19 protein-coding genes are annotated in these 22773 nt (G+C 41.7%); 11 read left to right on the plus strand and 8 right to left on the minus strand.

Features of this window, described 5'->3' with window-relative positions; genetic code table 11:
• Nucleotides 1-109 precede the first annotated feature (109 nt).
• From lon to C9J48_RS18095, 4 genes are all read left to right on the plus strand, one after another.
• Nucleotides 110-2482 (plus strand): endopeptidase La, encoded by a 2373-nt coding sequence (gene lon, locus C9J48_RS18080; RefSeq protein WP_006232986.1) that lies wholly within the window; start codon nucleotides 110-112, stop codon nucleotides 2480-2482.
• A gap of 238 nt (nucleotides 2483-2720) precedes the next feature.
• Entirely contained in the window at nucleotides 2721-2996 is a 276-nt protein-coding gene (gene hupB / locus C9J48_RS18085) for a nucleoid-associated protein HU-beta (protein ID WP_006232987.1), read from the plus strand.
• Between the two features lie 270 nt (nucleotides 2997-3266).
• Nucleotides 3267-5138: a peptidylprolyl isomerase gene (gene ppiD, locus C9J48_RS18090; protein WP_006232988.1), complete on the plus strand. Its 1872-nt coding sequence runs from the start codon at nucleotides 3267-3269 to the stop codon at nucleotides 5136-5138.
• Between the two features lie 191 nt (nucleotides 5139-5329).
• Nucleotides 5330-5614 (plus strand): ComEA family DNA-binding protein, encoded by a 285-nt coding sequence (locus C9J48_RS18095; RefSeq protein WP_006232989.1) that lies wholly within the window; start codon nucleotides 5330-5332, stop codon nucleotides 5612-5614.
• Nucleotides 5615-5834: 220 nt separating this feature from the next.
• Here C9J48_RS18095 and C9J48_RS18100 read toward each other — a convergent pair whose 3' ends face one another.
• The gene (locus C9J48_RS18100) at nucleotides 5835-6173 is read right to left on the minus strand and encodes a TehB family protein (RefSeq protein ID WP_006232990.1); all 339 of its coding nucleotides are present in this window, start codon (nucleotides 6171-6173) and stop codon (nucleotides 5835-5837) included.
• Nucleotides 6174-6306: 133 nt separating this feature from the next.
• The gene (gene rrtA, locus C9J48_RS18105; RefSeq protein ID WP_107281207.1) at nucleotides 6307-6885 is read right to left on the minus strand and encodes a rhombosortase; all 579 of its coding nucleotides are present in this window, start codon (nucleotides 6883-6885) and stop codon (nucleotides 6307-6309) included.
• A gap of 9 nt (nucleotides 6886-6894) precedes the next feature.
• On the opposite strand from rrtA, the gene C9J48_RS18110 reads away from it, so the two are divergent.
• Nucleotides 6895-7545, plus strand: coding sequence for a tRNA-uridine aminocarboxypropyltransferase (locus C9J48_RS18110; RefSeq protein WP_006232992.1), 651 nt, complete (start codon nucleotides 6895-6897; stop codon nucleotides 7543-7545).
• 85 nt (nucleotides 7546-7630) lie between these two features.
• Here C9J48_RS18110 and C9J48_RS18115 read toward each other — a convergent pair whose 3' ends face one another.
• From C9J48_RS18115 to C9J48_RS18125, 3 genes are all read right to left on the minus strand, one after another.
• The gene (locus C9J48_RS18115; protein ID WP_006232993.1) at nucleotides 7631-8998 is read right to left on the minus strand and encodes an anti-phage deoxyguanosine triphosphatase; all 1368 of its coding nucleotides are present in this window, start codon (nucleotides 8996-8998) and stop codon (nucleotides 7631-7633) included.
• Nucleotides 8998-9582 carry a 5'-deoxynucleotidase gene (gene yfbR, locus C9J48_RS18120; RefSeq protein WP_006232994.1) on the minus strand — a complete coding sequence of 195 codons (585 nt, stop codon included), beginning with the start codon at nucleotides 9580-9582 and terminating at the stop codon, nucleotides 8998-9000. The genes C9J48_RS18115 and yfbR overlap by 1 nt, the downstream gene beginning before the upstream one ends.
• A 222-nt stretch (nucleotides 9583-9804) precedes the next feature.
• A complete protein-coding gene (locus tag C9J48_RS18125) occupies nucleotides 9805-11019 on the minus strand; it encodes a pyridoxal phosphate-dependent aminotransferase (RefSeq protein WP_006232995.1) in 1215 nt (404 codons plus the stop codon).
• A 586-nt stretch (nucleotides 11020-11605) separates the two neighbouring features.
• Here C9J48_RS18125 and C9J48_RS18130 point away from each other — a divergent pair.
• From C9J48_RS18130 to menE, 5 genes are read left to right on the plus strand one after another with little or no spacing between them, the layout of a single operon-like run.
• Nucleotides 11606-12946, plus strand: a complete 1341-nt coding sequence (locus tag C9J48_RS18130) for an isochorismate synthase (protein ID WP_181320825.1) — start codon at nucleotides 11606-11608, stop codon at nucleotides 12944-12946.
• On the plus strand, nucleotides 12943-14673 hold the full coding sequence (menD, locus tag C9J48_RS18135; protein WP_006232997.1) for a 2-succinyl-5-enolpyruvyl-6-hydroxy-3-cyclohexene-1-carboxylic-acid synthase: 1731 nt from the start codon (nucleotides 12943-12945) through the stop codon (nucleotides 14671-14673). Before C9J48_RS18130 ends, menD begins: the two co-directional genes overlap by 4 nt.
• Nucleotides 14657-15487 (plus strand): 2-succinyl-6-hydroxy-2,4-cyclohexadiene-1-carboxylate synthase, encoded by an 831-nt coding sequence (menH, locus tag C9J48_RS18140; protein ID WP_006232998.1) that lies wholly within the window; start codon nucleotides 14657-14659, stop codon nucleotides 15485-15487. Before menD ends, menH begins: the two co-directional genes overlap by 17 nt.
• A gap of 25 nt (nucleotides 15488-15512) precedes the next feature.
• Nucleotides 15513-16487 (plus strand): o-succinylbenzoate synthase, encoded by a 975-nt coding sequence (gene menC, locus C9J48_RS18145; RefSeq protein ID WP_006232999.1) that lies wholly within the window; start codon nucleotides 15513-15515, stop codon nucleotides 16485-16487.
• Nucleotides 16475-17911, plus strand: coding sequence for an o-succinylbenzoate--CoA ligase (gene menE, locus C9J48_RS18150; protein WP_006233000.1), 1437 nt, complete (start codon nucleotides 16475-16477; stop codon nucleotides 17909-17911). Before menC ends, menE begins: the two co-directional genes overlap by 13 nt.
• Before the next feature lie 72 nt (nucleotides 17912-17983).
• Here the strand turns inward: menE and C9J48_RS18155 are convergent, their stop codons facing one another.
• From C9J48_RS18155 to C9J48_RS18165, 3 genes are all read right to left on the minus strand, one after another.
• Nucleotides 17984-19861, minus strand: coding sequence for an MFS transporter (locus C9J48_RS18155; RefSeq protein WP_006233001.1), 1878 nt, complete (start codon nucleotides 19859-19861; stop codon nucleotides 17984-17986).
• A gap of 12 nt (nucleotides 19862-19873) precedes the next feature.
• Nucleotides 19874-20470, minus strand: a complete 597-nt coding sequence (locus tag C9J48_RS18160; protein WP_006233002.1) for a TetR/AcrR family transcriptional regulator — start codon at nucleotides 20468-20470, stop codon at nucleotides 19874-19876.
• 243 nt (nucleotides 20471-20713) lie between these two features.
• Nucleotides 20714-21109, minus strand: a complete 396-nt coding sequence (locus C9J48_RS18165; protein WP_006233003.1) for an NINE protein — start codon at nucleotides 21107-21109, stop codon at nucleotides 20714-20716.
• A gap of 395 nt (nucleotides 21110-21504) precedes the next feature.
• Between C9J48_RS18165 and C9J48_RS18170 the strand changes: the two genes are divergently transcribed.
• Nucleotides 21505-22374 carry a Tim44 domain-containing protein gene (locus tag C9J48_RS18170; protein WP_036804150.1) on the plus strand — a complete coding sequence of 290 codons (870 nt, stop codon included), beginning with the start codon at nucleotides 21505-21507 and terminating at the stop codon, nucleotides 22372-22374.
• The last annotated feature ends 399 nt before the right edge of the window (nucleotides 22375-22773 follow it).

Genomic DNA, 22773 nt, shown 5'->3' on the forward strand with positions numbered 1-22773 from the left:
AAAAAGGAGGCTTTGGCCTCCTTTTTTGTTTTCTGTTACTTCTCCCGTTGAATAATAGTGGGTTACCCCCATATACTCATTAAAGAGACTAAAAGGAAGAGAGAAGCATATGAACCTGGAGCGTTCCGAGCGCCTTGATATTCCGGTTCTGCCACTGCGTGATGTGGTGGTATACCCTCACATGGTGATTCCATTGTTTGTGGGACGGGAAAAATCAATTCGTTGCCTTGAATCAGCAATGGATAACAATAAACAAATTCTACTGGTAGCTCAGAAAGAAGCTGCCACTGATGAACCTGCAATCACAGATTTGTACAATGTAGGTACAGTTGCCACTATTTTGCAGTTATTGAAATTGCCAGACGGTACTGTGAAGGTTTTGGTGGAAGGTCAGCAGCGTGCTGCGGTTGAAAATCTTGTCGATGATGAGTTTTTCAGCGCACAAGCTGAATTTTTGGTTACACCAGAAATGGATGAAAGAGAGCAGGAAGTACTGGTACGTACTGCTATCAACCAATTCGAAGGCTTTATTAAGCTGAATAAAAAGATCCCACCAGAAGTGCTAACGTCCTTAAATGGTATTGATGAAGCGGCTCGCCTTGCTGATACCATTGCTGCGCACATGCCTTTGAAGTTGGCAGATAAACAGAAAGTACTCGAAATTATCGATATCACAGAGCGTTTAGAGTTCTTGATGGCGATGATGGAATCTGAAATCGATTTGCTTCAAGTTGAAAAACGCATTCGTGGACGCGTTAAGAAGCAAATGGAAAAGAGCCAACGTGAGTATTATTTAAACGAACAAATGAAAGCCATCCAAAAAGAATTGGGTGAGCTTGATGATGCACCAGATGAATTTGAATCTTTAAAAATAAAGATTGAAGCGTCTAAGATGCCAGCAGAAGCGAAAGAGAAGACAGAACAAGAGCTTCAAAAGCTTAAAATGATGTCTCCTATGTCTGCGGAAGCGACTGTCGTGCGTGGTTACATCGATTGGATGCTGAGTGTGCCTTGGCATAAGCGTTCTAAAGTGAAGCGCAACTTAGCAAAAGCTGAAGAAGTACTGAATGCTGATCACTATGGCTTAGAACGCGTTAAAGAACGTATTCTCGAGTATTTAGCGGTTCAAAGCCGTATTAATAAACTGAAAGGTCCAATTCTTTGTCTTGTTGGTCCTCCTGGTGTTGGTAAAACGTCATTAGGCCAGTCTATTGCCGCCGCAACAGGGCGTAAGTATGTACGAATGGCGCTAGGCGGAGTTCGTGATGAAGCTGAAATCCGTGGTCACCGTAGAACGTATATTGGTTCTATGCCGGGTAAGCTAATTCAAAAAATGGCGAAAGTCGAAGTAAAAAACCCACTGTTTTTATTAGATGAAATCGACAAAATGTCATCTGATATGCGTGGCGACCCAGCTTCTGCCTTGCTTGAAGTATTAGACCCTGAGCAAAATAACGCCTTTAACGATCATTACTTGGAAGTTGATTACGATCTCTCTGATGTAATGTTTGTCGCAACGTCTAACTCTATGAACATTCCAGGTCCGTTACTTGACCGTATGGAAGTTATTCGTCTGTCGGGTTATACCGAAGATGAGAAGTTAAATATTGCAAAAAACCACCTGCTCGATAAGCAAATTCAACGTAATGGCTTAAAAGTGGGCGAGATTGAAGTTGAAGATTCAGCGTTAATCGGCATTATACGTTATTACACGCGTGAAGCGGGTGTACGTAGTCTTGAGCGAGAAATTTCAAAGCTTTGTCGTAAAGCAGTAAAAGAAATTTTATTGAATAACGACGTTAAGAAAGTCACGATTAATCAAGCTAATCTAAAAGACTACCTTGGTGTTCAGCGTTGTGATTACGGTAAAGCCGATGAAAGCAATCGTATTGGTCAAGTGACGGGTTTAGCGTGGACTGAAGTCGGTGGTGATTTATTGACTATCGAAACAGAGTCAATGCTAGGCAAAGGTAAGTTGACCTACACTGGTTCACTCGGTGATGTAATGCAAGAGTCGATTCAAGCAGCGATGACCGTTGTAAGAGCACGTGCAGAGCGTCTAGGTATTGCTACCGACTTTTACGAGAAGCGTGATATTCACGTTCACGTACCAGAAGGTGCAACACCAAAAGATGGCCCTAGTGCGGGTGTCGCAATGTGTACGGCACTTGTTTCGAGCTTAACTGGTAACCCTGTTCGTGCGGATGTTGCAATGACAGGTGAAATTACCCTACGTGGTGAAGTATTGCCAATCGGTGGCTTGAAAGAGAAGCTGTTAGCAGCCCACCGTGGTGGTATTAAAACAGTCATCATTCCTAAAGAGAATGAACGTGACTTGGAAGAAATTCCAGCTAACGTAATTGCTGATTTGGTCGTGCGGCCAGTACGTTGGATTGATGAAGTGCTAACAATTGCATTGCAGAATAATCCAACAGGTATTGAACTGGTAAATGGCCCAAATAGTGATGTGCAGCAAAGTTAAGTAAAGAAAAGACGCTTTCAAGTGCGAAAAGCCTTGTCAGCGTTTTTTTGTCTGGCTATAAGTTAGGTCTAATTCGCTGTTAGCTCAATAATATCAATGCATACACCCAAACTTGGGTTGTTGTATTGGCATAATAAAGCTTGATAAATATTTTGGTTGTCCGCTGTGAAAGCTCAAACAAAATGGGTTTTTGCAAACAAGGTTGCTTACGGACAATGTTCATAGAGGGGATGAAATCGTGAACAAAACTCAGTTAGTTGATAAAATCGCAGAAAGTGCAGATATCTCAAAAGCGTCTGCTGGCCGTGCTCTAGATGCATTCATTGATGCTGTATCTGGTACATTGAAAGATGGTGATCAGGTTGCTCTAGTCGGTTTTGGTACCTTCTCAGTACGTGAGCGTGCAGCACGCACTGGTCGTAACCCTCAAACGGGTGAAGAAATCCAAATTGCAGCAGCGAAAGTACCAGGCTTCAAGCCAGGTAAAGCACTTAAAGATTCTGTAAATTTATAAGCGTCTGCAATATTAGCTCTGTAATAGAGTTGGGCAATTAGCCTTGTGTTTACGTTGTGTGAAATTACAGCACAAAGATTATTGTCGGTTGTTTATACAATTAGGCAAATCTGATGAGGCGCATCGTGTAGATGCGCTTTTTTTACTTTATACTGGTGTGATTTATATCAGATGATATTGCGGTAGACGATTAGCTAGATTCGTTGATTGTTAGCGCAGGCATTACTCACAGTACCATATCAGCTAGACATGTAGGAGATACGGCAGATTATGATGGAACGATTGCGCGAAGGCGTTAACAGTATTTGGGTTAAGGTTATTCTTGGCTTAATTATTTTTTCTTTTGTTTTTGCCGGGGTCGGTAGTTATCTAGCCGGTGGTAGCCAGCCAGCTGCAGCAAAAATTAATGGCACTGAAATTAGCCAAAACGAATTTGAACAGGCTTACCAAAATGAGCGCAACCGAATGCAGTCACAGCTTGGTGACTACTTCTCGACGCTACTAGGTGATCCTGAGTATGTTAAACAGTTCCGTCAAAGCGTTCTTGATCGCATGATCAATGATGTATTGATTGAACAACGTGCTACAGAGCTTGGTCTTCGCATTAGTGATGAGCATATCCGTAAAACGATTACCTCAATGCCTGAATTCCAGCGTGATGGTAAGTTTGATAATGACTCGTACACCATGTTATTGCGCCGTTCAGGTTTCACTCCTGATCAGTTCGCGGAATACATGCGTACAGACATGCTGCGTACACAATTCTTAACTGCAATTCAAGGTAGTGACTTTGCTCTAGATAGTGAATTAACTGCACTTCGTAAGTTAGAAGCTCAACAACGTGTGGTTCGTAGCCTAACATTAGACCTTGCTGATTTTACTAAAAATGCAACGGTGACTGATGAAGAAGCTAAAGTATTTTACGAGCAAAACCCTCAAATGTTCACTCGTCCTGAACAAGTGAAAGTTGCGTATATCGAGCTTTCTGGTGAAGGTTTAAAAGATACGCTTGATGTATCTGATGAAGATGTAAAAGCGTATTACGAAGAGCATAAAGATAAGTACAGCTCCATTGAGCAACGTCAAGTTAGCCACATTCTAGTACAGGGTGATAATGCGGATGCGAAAGCAAAAGCTGAAGCACTTAAAGCAGAATTAGATGCTGGTGCTGATTTCTCTGAGCTAGCGTTGTCATCATCTGATGATACTTACAGTGCTAAAGATGGCGGTAAGCTAGATTGGTTTGAACGTGGCGTGATGGATCCTGCATTTGAAGATGCAGCATTTGGTCTAGCTAATAGCGGTGATGTCTCTGGTGTTGTTAAATCGTCTTTCGGTTACCACATCATCAAATTAGACGCAGTTAAAGCAAGCCAAGTTAAACCATTTGCAGATGTTAGTGCAGAAATCATTGTAGAGCTTCGTGAACAGCAAGCTGCTGAACACTTCTACGATATGCAGACAAAGTTAGCGGAAACAGCATTCGAGATGCCTGATTCGTTAGACGACGCTGCTGCTGCCGTGAATGCAACGGTTCACACAACAGATTTCATCTCACAAACTGATGCACAAGGTGTATTGGCTACTCCTGCAGTTATGCAAGCATTGTTCAGTGCTGAAGTACGTGAAGATGGTTTAAACTCTGATGTTATTGAGATTGCACCTGAACACGTGGTGGTTGTACGTGTTGATGATTCTCGTGACGAAATGGTATTAGCATTTGATGAAGTTTCTGCAAAAGTGAAAGCACAACTTGCAAGCCAGAAAGGCGAGCAGAATGCACAAATTAAAGCAGACGACCTTATTGCAGCACTTCGTGCAGGAAGTGCAGATGTGCTTGAAGCTGAAGGTTTGAGCTTCGGTGAAGAGCAAACTATCAGCCGTTCAGGTCCTGACCGTATGGTTTCTCAAGTGGCGTTTAGTTTAACTAAACCTGTTGATGATAAATCGGTATATGGCATGACGCGTGATGCTACTGGTAACGTTCAAATTATCGCCCTTGATAAGGTGATTGATGTTGATGTTGCTAAAGAGGCAATCAGTGGTGATTTTGCTAAACAAGTTGAGCAAATGAATGCGCAGCAAGATGTTGCTGCAACACTTCAAGCGCTTCGCGATACTGCAGAAGTAAGTTATCCATAATTGGATATATCTGCAAATTAACTGAAATTGATATTTCTATTAACGGGTCGCCATTGTGCGACCCGTCGTTTTTATATTGTAAAAACGCTTTTAAACCTTTTTCTTCGTTCTTTTCCCATTATTCTTCCTCTCAGTTACAACCAATGTGGTTTATCACCAAAGTACTCAATTGAATATTTAAAGGAATAGAAATGAAGACGATTATTAAAATGGCACTATTTTCAGTTTTGTTACTCTTAGCGCCTTTAAGTCAGGCTGCGACTGAACACGAAGGGATTGAAATAAAAGTTAACATTAATAATGCAAACGCAGAAGAATTAGATAAATTGTTGATTGGTATTGGTCCAGAAAAAGCCGAAAGTATCATTATCTACCGTAAAGAAAAGGGTGATTTTCAGACTGCAGATGATTTGATTAATGTGAAAGGTATTGGCCTTTCAATTGTTGATAAAAACAGAAAAAGAATAGAATTATAAATGACTTGCAGATAACACGAGAAGGAGAGAGGTGTAGTACTCCTTCATGAATGACTGTCCTGTCTCTATAGATCTCCTGGTCGTTTGTAAGCTAGCTTTTCGCCTGCTTAGAGCCCAACAAACTCTCGCTGAAACGAGCATATTGAGGTAACGAGGGTATCAGCCTTCCTTGGCGCCATACTTAAAAAATACAATGACTTACTTATTATTCAAGACATCACTACTTCTTTGCGTTAAATAGTGCTTGGTCAGTTTTATCTTTTTCTGACCAAAAATTAATATTGAATTGGGCATCTTCAGATAACTCGACACGATGCCAGTATTCAGGAGGGCTAGTCGCAAACTGCCCAGCGCGAATAACTACGATGGCTTCTGGTTTTGTCGCATTTACATCTGCAAAACCATAATAAGTGACAGTGCCTTCCATTACACAAAGCTGACCGAAAACACCTTCAGCGGTATTGTGATGAGAAAGCAAAGCGGCTGGTACATTATCTTTGGTAAAGAAAGGAGTCGAACGTTGTATTTTCCAATTGTTCGGAATGCGTAAATGGCTCATGGTTAACCTCTCTGATAACAAAATTTTATTGATCATAGAACGTGATTTGTTTGATCAATTAAGATGCATTAATAATACACCTTAAGGCTCATTGGTCAATAATGATTCTCATTTGCCTTGTTTTTGAGACGTATTAATTAGGGCGGTTATGCTGTTTTTTAGGATCTTGTTGAGAAGAAAAAAAGTTAATAAAGCCTGATGATGTACCTATTAACGCACCTATTAAGTGTGCTTCGGTTGCCACGCGAGCCCCAATGAGGGCTTCTGAGCTGGCGGAACCGCCGTAGGTTTGCTCCCAAGCGATCTTGATGATTAACCCAACCAATAATAACCAGCCACCTTTAGTTTTTGTTCGTATATCATTAATCGCTCCCCAAGCGAATATGCCATGCAGTACGCCAGATAATCCAGCGTACCATTGCATGTTAGTGGCGAATATTCCGCCGCCTATTCCGATAGAAAGCACGATGATTAAAGCGGTGTAACGCTTAGCATTAAAATGGGCACGAAAAATAAAACTAATGATCAGGAGTGCTAATGCATTCATTAACAAATGTGCCCAATTGGTATGCGTTAGATTTCCTGTTAATATCCGCCATATTTCACCCTGAAGAATCGCATCACGATCCCAAGCAAGCCAAGGCTGAAGCATAGGCACTTGTGTAACAATGCAGACTGTGATGACGAGAAATAAATACGTACGAATAGACAAGGCAACCTCATGAGTCGATATTGTGAACAGTGTAAAAAGGCTAAAAAAGCCTGTATTTGTCGCTGGATTCAGGTCATTGATGCTAAAACTGAATTGTGGATTTTACAACATCCATCTGAGATTAATCGAGCGATTGGCACTGCGCGAATACTTACTTTGTCATTACCGAACGCACATCTATGGGTGGGTGAAGATTTTTCTGAACACGATGAAATAAATACCTTACTTAGTGATAAAAATAGAGATGCATGGATAATCTACCCTGGGAAAGGGTCTGTCCCTATCTCTCAGTTAGCAGCTTCGTTACCAGAACACACTGATACGGTGGAAGTGGGCTCGTCGAATAAGATCCGAACATTCATCTTATTAGATGGAACGTGGAAAAAAGCGTTTAAGATGTGGCAATTATCAAATAACTTACAACAATTACCCACCGTTAATCTCGATAATGCCGACAATGGTAATTATCGTATCCGTAAATCACCTAAAGAGCAGGGTGTTTCAACGGTAGAGGCGGGCTACTTGGCGTTAATTGCGATTGAGGAGCCCTCTGAAAAGTTTCAACCATTAATCGATACTTTCAATAAGATGATTGATTTTCAGATTCAACAGATGCCTGAAGGGCTTTATCAGAAAAATTATGGCGCTTCTAGCGACTAGAGGCTTGTATTCTTAGGTTATCTCAAGGTGCTGAAACAAACATCTTGAGATAACGAGGTATACCGTTAACCTTGCCGTTTATCGACTATAAACCATGCCCTTCATTGCCAATCGCAATTGTAGCTGTAGGTTGGAAAAGGGTGCTATACAGGCGTTGAGCAAACCCATCGGTCATTCCTGAAATGTAATCAGCAATTATACGGTGTGAATTTTCATTTTTCTCGACGGCATGTAACCAACGTTCTCGGGTGTTCTCTGGCAGCAAACGTTCTGGATCTGATGCAAAGGCATCGAACAATTCCATCACTAACTGCTGGCCTTTGTATTCAGATAATTGAATTTCTGGCTTTTGCACCACATAAACGCTGACAAATTGCTTTAATACATCAAGTGCACGCTCCATTGGTTCAGTTAGAAAAGCGTTCCATTTCAGTAATGGTTCTTCAAAGCAATGAATGCCATCTTGAATTGTTGGGCCAATATGAATGGATGTAAGCAGAGCATTTACCATTGCACCAATTGCATCTTTGCGTTGGTAATGAGTGCCAAACAAGTTTTCACTCAATAGCGTGATGCGTTCTTCTAACCAAGTGTCACCACATTCTGCCAACTTACTGGCGACAGCATTTTGCCATTGCTCTCGGTTTACAATCCCCATCACGATAGCATCTTCTAAATCATGCACACCATAAGCGATATCGTCTGCCAGTTCCATGATAGAGCAATCAAGCGACTTGAAGCGGGTTTTCTGGTGTTCGAGTGGTGATGATCGTTCAGCGCGCATCTGCTTAAACAATGCTTTGTCGTGATCAGACAAGGCTTCAAGCACCCATTGGAATGCCTTATTATCATCACTGTAAATCCCTTTAGCTGGGTGCCAGTCTTTGGATTTAAGGTGACGGAAATTACTGACGTCGTTAGGGCGATCTGTGGCTTGAGTCTCTTGAATATAAGCCGGATATTTAAGTAAACCCAGTAGGCTACGTCTAGCGAGGTTCATTCCGTGGTGTTCGGTGTAGGGCTCTAGCAAGGTAACAATACGAAATGTTTGAGCATTACCTTCAAAGCCGCCGTGATCGCGCATCATGTAATTTAAAGCGACTTCACCACCATGACCAAAGGGAGGATGGCCAATGTCATGAGCAAGACAGATACTCTCCATTAAGCTATTTGACGGCAATAAATCACGAAAATCTGGTTGTTTGATTTTTAATTGAGCAACAATACCCGTACCGATCTGCGAAGCTTCTAAGGAATGCGTGAGACGAGTGCGATAGAAATCATGATTGCCCGCACCGTGTACTTGCGTTTTTGCCTGTAAGCGACGAAAAGCGGCAGAATGCAGAATGCGGGCGCGATCTCGTTGATACACAGAGCGATGATCGTTACGGCGCATTTTTTGTTCGTTACTCTTTCGTTGTTCCCAATCGGGTGATAAAACAAAAGTAGTCATTAACTGATGTCATCCAGTGTTAAATTAAAGCTCTCTACAAACGTGTTAAGGAAATATTCCATTTCAGGTGTAGAACGTGTTTGTAAGGTTTTTTCTAGGCGCTTTTTTGCTTGGGTAAATTCGTGATTACCAGCATTGAGCTCTTCAAGGCACTTCAGATAGGCGCATAATGAATCCGCTTGTTTCACTATCACATAGTCATCTTTATTGATGCAATGGCTATCAAGCAGTGGCGCATAATCTTCCTGAAATTCTTCTGGTAACATAGATAACAATTTTTGCTCTGCTGCCAATTCGATTTTTTTGTATTCCTCTGCAATCGCAGGGTTGTAATACTTGATCGGGGTTGGCATATCTCCAGTCAATACCTCGCTGGTATCGTGAAACATACCTAAAAGTGCAATACGCTCTGGGTTGGTATTGCCATCAAATTTTTTATTTTTTATCAGTGCGAGAGCGTGAGCAACAAAAGCAACTTGAAGGCTATGTTCTGAAATGTTTTCAGTTGATACACAACGCATTAGAGGCCAACGCTGAATTAGGTTCATGCGTGCTAGGTGCGCGAAGAAATGACTTTTTTCCATATCGGATGATCCTATTTCAGAAAAGAAAGACCAGTGGCTTGGGTATAATATTAAAGGTAACAGAAATAGCTAAAAGCAGGTAAACAAAAGCCCCAGTAATAACTGAGGCTTATAATCTAAAATGATGCTGGTGCCGAGGGACGTTAAACGACTGGGTCGATAATAACGGTCAACTTTTTCGGCTATACCTGTTACTGGTGCTGCCTGTTATTGATCATGTTGCTATTGACGATAGTTATGCAAGAAGCGCTCTAGTCGACCAATTGCCATTTCTAAATCATCGACACGGGGTAAGGTCACAATCCGGAAATGATCCGGTTTTACCCAATTAAAGCCCGTTCCATGGACGATAAGCACTTTTTCTTGTTGTAAGAAGTCCAGTGCCATGCGTTGATCATCAACGATGTTGAATTTTTTCTGATCTAACTTCGGAAATAGATATAGCGCCCCTTTGGGCTTCACACAAGAAACGCCAGGGATTTGAGTGATCAAGTCGTAGGCCTTGTCACGCTGCTCTAATAAACGGCCACCCGGTAAGATAAGCTCATTAATACTCTGATAGCCGCCAAGCGCAGTTTGAATAGCATGTTGCATGGGTACGTTGGCACATAGACGCATAGACGACAGCATCTCTAACCCTTCAATATACCCCTTAGCTTCATGCTTAGGACCAGATAGCACCATCCAACCTGCGCGAAAACCACACACGCGATATGATTTCGAAAGGCCATTAAATGTGATGCAGAAAACGTCTGGCGCAAGTGGTGCGATAGAAGTGTGTTGAGCACCTTCATATAAAATCTTGTCATAGATTTCATCTGCAAAAATGATCAGCTTATGCTTACGTGCAATCTCAACGACTTCGAGCAAGAAATCACGGCTATAAACAGCCCCCGTTGGGTTATTTGGATTGATTAACACGATTCCGCGGGTATTAGGGGTGATTTTCTTTTTAATATCGTCAAGATCTGGATACCAATCTGACTCTTCATCACAAATATAATGTACTGGGTTACCGCCAGACAAAGAAACTGCCGCGGTCCATAATGGATAGTCAGGCGAGGGAACTAAGATTTCATCATTGTTGTCTAGTAAAGCTTGCATCGCCATAACTATTAATTCAGAGACACCATTACCGATATAAACATCTTCAACATCAAGATCGAGTAAACCGCGTTTTTGGTAATGCTGAACAATGGCTTTACGTGCAGGATAAATGCCTTTTGAATCACAATACCCTTGAGATGTCGGTAAGTTACGGATCACATCAACCAGAATTTCGTCTGGGGCATCGAAACCAAATGGGGCGGGATTACCAATATTAAGCTTTAAAATTTTATGGCCTTCCTCTTCCATGCGCTTGGCATGCTTCAGAACGGGGCCACGTATGTCATAGCAGACATTATTAAGCTTGGAGGACATCCCGATGTTATGCATTGTTGTTTTCCTGCGAATTATTGTTTTATAGTGCCAAATTACACTATAAAACAGTATGAAAGGAATACCCGGCAGGTAAAAATCACGCTAAACAATATTTTGTACAATATAACTCTGTTTGTGGGAGTGTGATCAACTGCTTTATGCTTTGTCGTTTAGATAGAAACACCGTTTAAAGCTATAAAGTAAAAACTCCAACCTGTGTGTTTTGATGATTTACCATATTATTTGCTGAAAAATCATCATTTCCAGTCAATATACTGTTGGTGTTATCAATTACTGCAGAGCTTAATTCCCTTTGCCTGATCAAAGCAGCTGTTGTTCTCTATCCACTTTATTATATTGAAGCAAAATATGACCGTAAAAAAGCTGTCTGAGAAGGTATACATTTTGTAATGAAATAATGCCTGATAAACGTTCGATATTTATATTGAGTGGTTACATCAATAGTCAGCGCGTGATTAGTGGGGTAGAATACCTGTTCATTATGAGGTTATAGATTTAACTATCATAAGGGTAGGATTGTGTGCTCAATGATAGGCACATTTTACAATCAGCCAGGGATGACCGTTATGGTGCAATAGAGCTGAGTGAGGTTACCTTGACCGCATTACAAACTGCAGTTGATCTTTTAATTCAGAAAATTCAACAATCTTCAGATACAACCCAACGATTAATGGTATCGCTGGATTTACCAGCCAATACTGATCTAATTGATTGGATGGATTCCCAACCTTTATTTCCCAAGTTTTATTGGCAGTCTCGAGATTGCCGTGAAGAGGTTGTAGCATTAGGACAAGTCAAAACATTTACCGATCCAATGGTGGCAGAGAAAGTACTTGCTGATGAACAACGTATTTGGGGAGGGCGTTCATTCGATGGACGGACTAACCGTAACCGTCGTTGCCTTTCTTCTTTTTTCTTTTTACCTCAACTTGAAGTTATCCGTATGGATGGTAATTGGCAGCTTGCTGTTAATCTGTCTACTGATAAAGAAAAGATGCTAGAAGCTTTAAATAAAATTTCATCAACGGCAACAGAAGTAGCAGAGATCAATAGCCATATTATTGGTCGAACACATGCTCCAGATTATTCGGGCTGGTCATCAATGATCGCTCAGGCGTTAGATTCTATTTCACAAAAAGTGTTTGAGAAAGTAGTACTTGCACGCCGTACAACACTGACGCTAGATGCACCAATTGCCCCTGCGCAATTATTAAAGGCGAGCCGTAAAAGTAACAATCATAGCTTTCACTTTATGATGGCGCTTGATGCTAAACATTGCTTTGTTGGTTCAACGCCCGAGCGATTATTTCATCGCCATGATCGTGAATTAAAAACGGAAGCTTTAGCTGGCACGATTGGACGTGGCTTTGATGCTTCAGAAGATCTTCGTTTAGCGAATTGGCTAATGACTGATAATAAAAACGGCTACGAAAACCGTTTAGTGGTTGATGATATTGTGAGTCGCTTGGTGCCTCGTTGTGAGTCGATGAACGTAGCACAAACTCCAGAACTGATTCGTCTACGTAAAGTTCAACATTTAAAACGTGGCATTGACGCTCAGCTTCACGAGCAAGTGTACAGTGCAGATCTACTTGATAGCCTTCAACCTACCGCTGCCATTGCAGGTTTACCACGAGATAAAGCATTAGCATTTATCAGTGAGCATGAACCGTTTGCACGAGGTTGGTATAGCGGTGCTGTTGGTTTCTTAAGCCGTCAGCGTAGTGAGTTTTGTGTTGCCATTCGTAGTGCGTTAATGATGGGCGATGAAGTTCATTTGTTTGCAGGGGCCGGCATTGTTCCTGGTTCGACAGCAGACAGCGAGTGGAAAGAATTAGATCGTAAAACTGCAACGTTGTGCAGTTTATTAGAATCAGGTCAACCTGATAATGAGTCAAAGCTGGAGCGAAAGACAGCATGACGACAGGATCTATGGCCTCTCAGGTTAATTACCGTGCAGCATTAAATACACTCTGGGCGAGTTTAATGTTGGAGGAATTAGTTCGTCTAGGGGTGAAACATATTTGTATTGCTCCTGGTTCTCGTTCAACACCACTAACGCTAGCGGCTGTTACGAATAATAAGCTTACTATTCATACACATTTTGATGAACGTGGCTTAGGCTTTCTAGCGCTCGGTATTGCGAAAGCTTCACAAGAGCCTGTTGCTGTCGTGGTCACATCTGGTACGGCGGTTGCCAATTTACTGCCAGCTGTAGCAGAAGCCGGCCTTACTGGCGAAAAGTTGGTATTGTTAACATCAGATAGACCCGTTGAGTTGATCCAATGCGGTGCTAATCAGGCCATTGTTCAGCACGGTATTTTTTCGCAGCATGTGACCGCTTTTCATGATATCCCCTCACCGACGTTAGACATTTCCCCCGCTTGGCTATTGTCGACTATTGATGAAGCCATGCAACTGCAACAGCGGCAAGGTCGTGCGGTGCATTTCAATTGTCATTATCCTGAACCTCTATACGGGGATGATGCCGATTTTTCTGATTACCTTGCCCCCGTTACTGGCTGGCAAGGTGATGAGTTACCGTATGTATCGCACCAGCAAGCTTTAGTTCCTCACATTGCGATAGATAAACAGCAATGGCAATCATTAATCCAGCGTAAAGGTGTTGTGATTGTAGGGCGTATTGCGCCAGAAGAACTGGGTCAAGTAACCTTGTTGGCTGAAAAACTGGGGTGGCCATTATTAGTCGATCCACAAGCTGGTGGCAGTAGTGCATGGGCTGGCTTTGATGTTTGGCTGCAAAATGCCGATTGTCAGACATTTCTTCAGCAAGCAGATACGGTTATTCAGTTTGGTGCTCGTATTGTTTCTAAGCGTCTATTGCAGTTTATTGCGACGAGTACCATCAATAACTATTGGTTGATTGATCCTCGTGCAGGGCGTTTAGATTCAACCCATTGTCGTAGTTTGCGTATCCAAGCACCAATTAATGAATGGACAACGTGTGCGTTGCACCTTACTGAAAACAGTGTGCACGCTGGTTGGGCTATGCCTTTACAAGTTGCATCTGAACGTTATTTCGAAATGCTGGTTGAATATTCAGATCAACTTACCGAGTTATCTTTAGCGGTAAATTTAGGGGCATGGTTACCTAATAAAACCGAATTGTTTTTGGGTAATAGCTTAATTATTCGTTTGTTGGATATGGTGGGTAAATTACCCTCAACAGCGACATTCGCCAACCGTGGGGCGTCAGGCATTGATGGTTTGATAGCGACTATAGCTGGCGTTAATAAAGCCAGACAAGCACCAATGGTAGGATTGTTGGGTGATACATCACTGTTATACGATCTTAATTCATTAGCGTTACTGCGTGATGTATCTCAACCCGTTGTGATCATCGTAACGAATAATGATGGTGGTGGCATTTTCGATTTATTGCCGGTACCAGAGCTTCAACGTGATGAGCTCTATCGTATGCCGCATGGGCTTGAATTTAGCCACGCTGCAGCAATGTTTGGTTTAGCTTATCACAGCCCAGAATCATTGCCTCAAGCCGAAGAACAATGCCTGTACGCATTAACCCAGCTAAAAACCACGATCATTGAAATTAAAACCCCAGCAGGTGAGGCGGGTGAAATGATAAAAGCATTATTTGGGAAGGTTAAAAATGCGGCTTTACTCTGAAACCTTTGGTTCGCTAAACAATAAATCAAAGCCCACCTTAGTGTTTCTACATGGTTTATTAGGGTCGGGTAAAGATTGGAACCAAGTGGTGAATGCATTATCGTCAGAGTACCCTTGCATTACGATCGATTTACCTGGGCACGGTAAAAGCCAGATGGTGCAAGCCATCAACTTTGATCACGCTAATCAGCTTATTCTTCAAACCTTGCAACATCGTAATATTGAACAATATGTATTGATTGGCTACTCAATGGGTGCACGATTAGCGATGTACCATGCGGCCTCTATACATTCTAATGCCATCCCGCATTTCGGCGCGAAGTCAGCGTGCAAAAAAACACCACAATTAATGGGTATTGTTATAGAAGGTGGGCATTTTGGGTTGCCACAAGCAGAATGTGCGACAAGGTTTGCAAATGATCAAAAATGGGCGCAGCGTTTTACAGATGAGCCACTGAGCCTCGTTTTACCTGACTGGTATCAACAAGCAGTATTTTCGTCACTGAATCATGACCAAAGACAAAGCTTAGTACTGAAACGCAGTGGTAATCTTGGTGTTGGTGTTGCACGTATGCTGCTGGCTACATCATTAGCGAAGCAGCCACATTTACTACAAATAATGGAAGCATTAGTTTTGCCGACCATTTATGTGTGTGGCGAGCGAGACAAAAAATTTAAACGCCTGGTCGAAGACACCCAGTTACAGTATCAGGTGATCGTATCGGCGGGGCATAATGTGCATGTTGAGCAACCTTATGCATTCAGCATGGCAATCAATAATTTTGTAAAACAGATTGGAATTAATCATGGCTAAAACCGTAGATCTGACAGAAGACGTTATGCGTAGCGCGAAATTATATCAATACCAACTGCCAATGGATTCAGGTGTAATTCTTCGCACTCAACGCTTAGCAACACGTGAAGGTTGGATCGTTGAATTACGTGATGGCGATAAAGTCGGTTTCGGTGAGATAGCACCTTTACCTGAGTTTAGTCATGAAACAGTCGAGCAAGCCGGCGAGCAAGCCAAACAGTTACTTGAACGCTGGATTCAAGGTGAAACTATCGATTTATCACAAGCGCTGCCATCGGTTGCGTTTGGTTTGAGCATGGCAATGTTAGAGCTGGCTTCAGAGTTACCAACGAAAGGTAATTATTTAGTTGCGCCACTATGTTCTGGCGATCCTGATGATTTGATCGTTCGCTTGAACGAAATGCCAGGCGAGAAAGTCGCGAAGATTAAAGTCGGTATGTATGAAGCGGTGCGTGATGGCATCGTGGCAAATATGTTTATTGAAGCGATTCCTGATGTACGTTTGCGCCTAGATGCAAACCGTAAGTGGACGCCAATTAAAGCCCTGCAATTTGCGAAATATGTGAAGCCTGAACATCGTGCTGGTATTGCGTTCTTAGAAGAGCCGTGCAAAACACCAGAAGACAGTTTAGCGTTTTCTTTAGAGACAGGGATCAACATCGCATGGGATGAAACCGTGCGGGATGAAGGCTTTGAGGTTAAAGCTGAACCTGGTGTAGTTGCAATTATCATTAAACCAACGTTAGTGGGCTCTGTGCAGCGTTGTATGGACCTAGTTAAGCAAGCGCATGCGATAGGGCTTACGGCTGTTATTAGCTCTAGTATGGAGTCTAGCCTTGGCTTAAACCAGTTAGCTCGCTTTGCTGAATGGCAAACACCGGGTGTTATTCCTGGTTTAGATACAATGCAATTATTTAAGGCGCAACTTGAAACGTCGTGGCCTGATTGTGATTTACCGAAAACAGCGTTGTCTGATTTAGAGGTGGTATGGCAGAAGTAACTCAATACTTCGCCACATGGCCTTGGCAACATTGGGCAGAGGAGCGACCGTCAGCGGTCGCTCTTTCTTTTGGTGCGCAATGTGTCGACGGTGAATGTATTGGCGAGCAACGATTCAGCTGGGCGGAAATGAGCCATCGCGTTGATGAGTATGCACAAGGTTTAATTGAACAAGGCGTCAAGCGCGATCAAATGATTGCGATCGTTGCGCCTAATTCGATTCAGGTTATATGGCTTATTTTAGCTACGCTACGCATTGGTGCCCGCTATGTTGGGTTAAATCCGAAAAATACAGAAATAGAGTTAAATGAACAACTAGCTCGATTAAAAAATGATTATATTTGGTATCCGGCACGTACTGTTCATCAATTCACAACCGGTAAACGCCTGCATTTATTGCAGCCAGAACAACCTCGTATTGTGCCTGTTACTTGGCAGCAAACACGTGCTGCAACCCTAACGTTAACATCGGGCTCAACTGGTGTACCCAAAGCGGCTGTTCATACTGCCGAGAATCACCTTGCTAGTGCTGAAGGGTTACTTGAAGTTATGGATTTTGGCATCGATGACAGTTGGTTGTTATCTTTGCCTTTGTTTCATATTTCAGGGCTCGCTATTCTTTGGCGCTGGTTATACCGAGGTGCCAAGCTGGTGGTTACTGAACCTGCTTGTTTTGAGCATTCACTGACAATGGTGACACATGCTTCTCTCGTTCCGACACAGCTTCAGCGTTTATTAACCTCTAAGCACAGTGAAGGCAATGGTACTCAAGCCTTAAAGCAAGTGTTATTGGGTGGTGCGGCTATTCCTGTTAGCTTGACTGATGCCGCTGAACGTATTGGTATTAGCTGTTGGTGTGGTTACGGCATGACAGAGATGGGGTCGACCGTCACTGCAAAAAAAGCCGATGCGAGTGGGGGCGTAGGCACGGTTTTAGGCAACCGTCACTTTATGATTAAAGACGGTGAAGTGTATGTTCAAGGGGCAACCTTATGTCTGGGATATTATCGTAATAAAATGATCTTTCCAGCCAGTGATGGTAAATGGTTTGCCACCCGTGATTTAGGCGAATGGCAAGGTAATGAACTGCACATTTTAGGGCGTGCTGATAACATGTTTATTTCTGGCGGTGAGAATATTCAACCAGAAGACGTCGAAAAAGTATTAATGACCCATGCTGGTGTTAGGCAAGCCTTTGTGTTGCCAGTAGATGATGTGGAGTTTGGGCAACGCCCAGTAGCAATCGTCGAGATTGAGACAGAATTATCAAGTGATGTTATTGCATCGCTAGAAAATCACATGGCAGATAACATCGTGAGTTTTAAGCGACCGATTCGTTACCTAGCATTGCCAAAGGAACTAGCAATATCGGGTATTAAAGTGTCACGTAAGCAGTTAAATGAGTGGTTAGCGCAGCAGCTTTAAATGATGTGATATAAAAAACAGGGCGATGATCAGTGTTTTTGATCATCGCCCTTTTTTGTATTATTTCGCTATCTATTGATTATTGCCACGTAAGGCAACGATTTGTTCTCGCAATTCAGAGCTATGAATATTATTTGATGGTGAAATTGGCTTTCCTGCGACTACAGTAACCTTTGACCAAAAACGTTTTGGTACCTTCAATAGAGCACAACCTCGTTCGCGGCTGAAAAGACTGCCCCATAACCCTTGTAAAGCAACGGGAATGACGGGTACTGAAGATCGCTTAATAATGATATCGATACCACGTAAGAATGGGCCGACTTCACCGTCGTAGGTGAGTTGCCCTTCAGGGAAGATACAAACAATATCGCCATTTTCTAAATATTGGGTGACTTGAGAAAAAGCCCTATGCACTGAATGACGTTCATTGGGATCAACAGGAATCACTTTGCAAGCTTTACAAAATACCGAGATAAATGGCAGGTTAGAAATATCTTTATCCATTAGAAAACGAATAGGGCGAGGGTAAGCTCCCGCTAATAATAACGCATCCATGTAACTGACATGATTGCAGACAATCAGGGCACCGCCTTGCAGAGGAATATTATCTAAGTCCTTGTGCTTCACTCTATACATAGTGTGTGTAACGAGCCACACCAGAAAGCGCCAGAAGAAATCAGGTACTTGTACGTATAGATAAATAACAACAATAAAGTTAGTGATTGATAGAAACAGAAAGAACTGTGGAATACTAAATTCTAATATCGACAAAAAGACAATCGATAGAATGGCACTTGCCACCATGAATAGAGCATTCCAAATATTATTTGCAGCAATAATCTGTGCGCGTTCATCTTCTTTTGCTCTGCTTTGCATCATGGCGTAAAGAGGTACAATGAACACCCCACCAGAAACACCTAACAGCGTTAATGCGATGAAAATATGGAAAAGCTCAGGGTGAGAAATGAACTCAATAAAACTGTTTGATACAGGTATCACATCTGGCGAAGCAAAGAAAAGAATTGCACTGAATAAAGTAATACCAAAACTACCTAAAGGAACAATACCAGGCTCAATTCGGTGGCCAGACAGACGGTCACATAATAGTGAGCCTGTAGCGATGCCAATTGAAAATAATGCGAGTAAGAAGGAAACAGAAGCTGCGCTACCGCCAAGGTGAATTTTAGCAAAGTTAGGGAATTGCGTTAGGTAACATGCCCCTAAAAACCAAAACCAACTAATGCCTAATACGCACTGAAAAACGGTTTTGTCTTTTTTGGCTATTGCTAATGTATGGCGTGTTTGTTTAATCGGTTGCCATTTAAATTCAATATTAGGGTTACTCGGCTTCGCTTCAGGTATTTTACGGGACGTGGCATATCCTAAAACAGCAAAAGAGACGACACTAATTGCTGCAATTAAGGGCGCATCTTGCTGGTTGGCTATAACGCCAGCTAACAATGTACCCAGTAGAATTGCCAGAAAAGTACCGGTCTCGACCAATGCATTACCTGAAACAAGTTCTTCTTTTTTTAAATGCTGGGGTAAAAGTGCATATTTAGCAGGACCAAAAAATGCAGACTGGGTTCCCATCAAAAACAATAGAATCAGCAGCATCATGTAACTTTCGGTGAGAAAGGCGATAGCGGCTAAAGCCATAATAATAATTTCAGCAAATTTTACGATACGCATAATTTGCGCTTTATCGTATTTATCGGCTAATACACCTGCTGTGGCTGAAAAAAGGAAAAAAGGGAGAATGAATAAGCCAGCCGCGAGGTTAATGATCAGATCTGAATCGAGGGGCAATGTACCAGGAGCAGAAAATGCAATAAGAATGAGCAAGATATTCTTATAGACATTATCGTTAAAAGCCCCAAGAGCCTGCGTAAGAAAATAGGGTAAAAACCGCTGCTTAGTTAAAAGGCGCGATTGGGGCTGAACACTCATCAAATACTCCGCTTATACGTGCCAAGCGTTTAAATAGGTGTTTAATAAGTTGTCTATTAGTGCTTTTGCGTCAACCGGAACGGAAGTAAACAATTTATCATCAACACTTAATAACGTAATACCATGAACACCAGCCCATAAAACCCGGCTTGCTTCTAAGATATCGGCATCTGATTTCTGAGGCGTGATTTGACGAATAAGGGTTTCAAGCATACTTGTCATGCTATTAATTCGTTCAGATTGCCATTCAGGAAGTTCATCGCCATTCATTGTGTGTTGGAAAATTAACTGCCAGCGGTAAGGGTGTGATGCTGCAAATTCTTGATAGCAATAAGCGAGCTTACGAAGTGCATCTTCAGGTGACGTTGCAGAGTTCATTTGTGCTTCTGCTTCTGCAAATAACTCGTCAAGTGTTTGTGCTACAGCATGAAGCAGTAGTAGGTTGTAGTTACCAAATACATTCACTAATGTGCTGGGTACATAGCCAATCATGCCTGCTACTTTTCGTAAACTTAGTTCGTGATGCGGGTGTTCATTTAAAAAAAGCTTCACTTGCTCTAGTGTCATGCTTACCAACTCTTCACGAGTGTGGTCATTTCGTCTTGCCATTGAATAGTACTCTTAATGATTTATTTGTTTTTTATTATTATAAATGAAGAAAAAGGCAACATAGCCATCGTGTATAAGCTGTTTAATTATAGAACGATGTTCGATATTCTAGTTGTTCACCTGTGATTTGGTCAAGTAATTAGCCAACTCTGATGGCGAATAAAGGTCTATATGTGATAACACTCTCAATTAGGGTGTTATCAAAAATATAGCCCAACAAAAAAACATGATTTTATTGAATGTTTATGCGTTACGTTCTGAATTTTTGACTGAAATCTGATCGTTCAACGTCCAGAAGTCGACAAGAATACCGATTAAAAAGAAACCAAAAGTACACAAATATAGAATGCCAGTAAGCCATTTACCCATGTACATTCGATGAAGACCAAATACGCCTAAAAACGTTAATAACAGCCACCCGACGGTATAATCAATGTTACCTGCTTGGAAGCGAAAATCCGCTTCGCGATCCATCGCGGGGATTAGAAATAAATCGATCAACCAGCCTATCCCGCACAAACCTAATGTTAAGAACCAAATTGTGCCAGTAACAGGCTTACCATAGTAAAATCGGTGAGCACCTGTGAAGCCAAAAATCCATAATAAATAGCCAATTAACTTACTATGTGTATCTTGCATAAATATTCCCGTTGTTGTTCTTATTTAGAGTGGTTACGCTACAAGGTTATATACTTGTTATATTCATTTTTTGACAAAATTTATAGAGAAAAGTGCAATAAAAAATTCTTTTGAAACAACATACTACTCTTTTATCTTTATTTATGGTTGGTCACTGTCAGATCGTACAGATAAAAGTGAACATTAATCTTTTTTTGTTAATGTGTTTCGATAAAATTATTAATCCATCCGTTTGTTATATTTAATAATCATGAGTTAAAAAGTCTATTATTCAAATGGTTGAACGTATTTTTACATTTTCATTATTATTAGTAACAATTTGTAGGTGAGGATTGATTGACTTTCTAAGGTATACAGATAGGATGCAATCAGAACATCGCAAAGGTAATAATAATATGAAACGCTTCTTTACTCTGTTTGCTTTGATCGTGGCGGTGTCGTTTTCGGCTCCTCACGCAGAAGCAAAGAAATTTGGTGGTGGCAAATCGTTTGGTAAAAGCTTTAAAACAGCGCCAGCGAAACAGCAACAGCCACAACAAACAAATACAATTAATAAACAAAACCCAACGGCTGCACAATCAGGCAAGAAAGGTCTGATGGGTGGTTTGATGGGCGGGTTATTGGCTGGTGGTCTACTTGCAGCATTTTTTGGTGGTGCGTTTGACGGCATTCAATTCATGGATATTCTTATCTTTGGTCTGATTGCATTTGTCATCTTCAAACTATTCAAAACAATGCGTGGCGCTAAAGGGACACCAACGGGTCATCGTGAAGCGTATGCAGGGAACTCTCCGCAGCAGCAGAACAATACTCAACAACGTCAACAAGCATCTGAAATGAATGCTGCCCCTCAGCAATCTGGTTATGCATCAACAGATAGTGATGTGCCGTTTAATTTACCACCTAATTTCAATATGAATGCGTTCCTGAGCGGTGCTCGTGATCACTATCGTATTTTGCAAGGTGCATGGAACCATAACGAACTTGATAAAATTCGTGAATATGTTTCACCTGCTTTATTAGCCGATTTAACGGCAGAGCGCGCAAAACTTGAAGGTGAGCAGCATACAGAAGTGATGTATGTTGATACTGAAATGGTACGCGCTGATTTTGATGCGAATTTAGCACAGCTAAGTATTCAATTTTCAGGTCGTTACAAAGATCGTAATGAAGAGCATGAAGCTGACATTACCGATGTTTGGCATTTAGAGCGTGATTTACGTACGCCTAATGCACCTTGGCTGATTGTTGGTATTCAAGCTTAAGCATTGAATTAGCGACGTAACTGTATAAAAAGAAGCCGCTTTAATCGAGCGGCTTTTTTGTACCTGTAATTTGCGTGTGTGTGCAATTTTTATATGTTTTATTCAGAGGCATTTAAGGCGTATGAGAAAGCAGTGAAATTGTATTGAAGCACTTTTTTTTCGTACCACGAGAGAATGATGAACAGATAGTCATCGGATTTAAAAAGTAGAGTCAGTAACTTTGAGTAGATGATTGAATTCACTGTTATGCGCATTGCGCACTTGCCATAAACAGGAGTGGTGGCATAGTGAGCAACAGGATAATGAATACGATGGGTATAAATATCCAAATATTTGAACTAGGTCGTGATATCTGCTTTAAAGGTTCCCAGAGATTGATCTCTACACCTACTTTTATTC

The organism is Photobacterium profundum (assembly GCF_003026285.1).
GTDB classification, from domain to species: Bacteria; Pseudomonadota; Gammaproteobacteria; order Enterobacterales; family Vibrionaceae; genus Photobacterium; species Photobacterium profundum.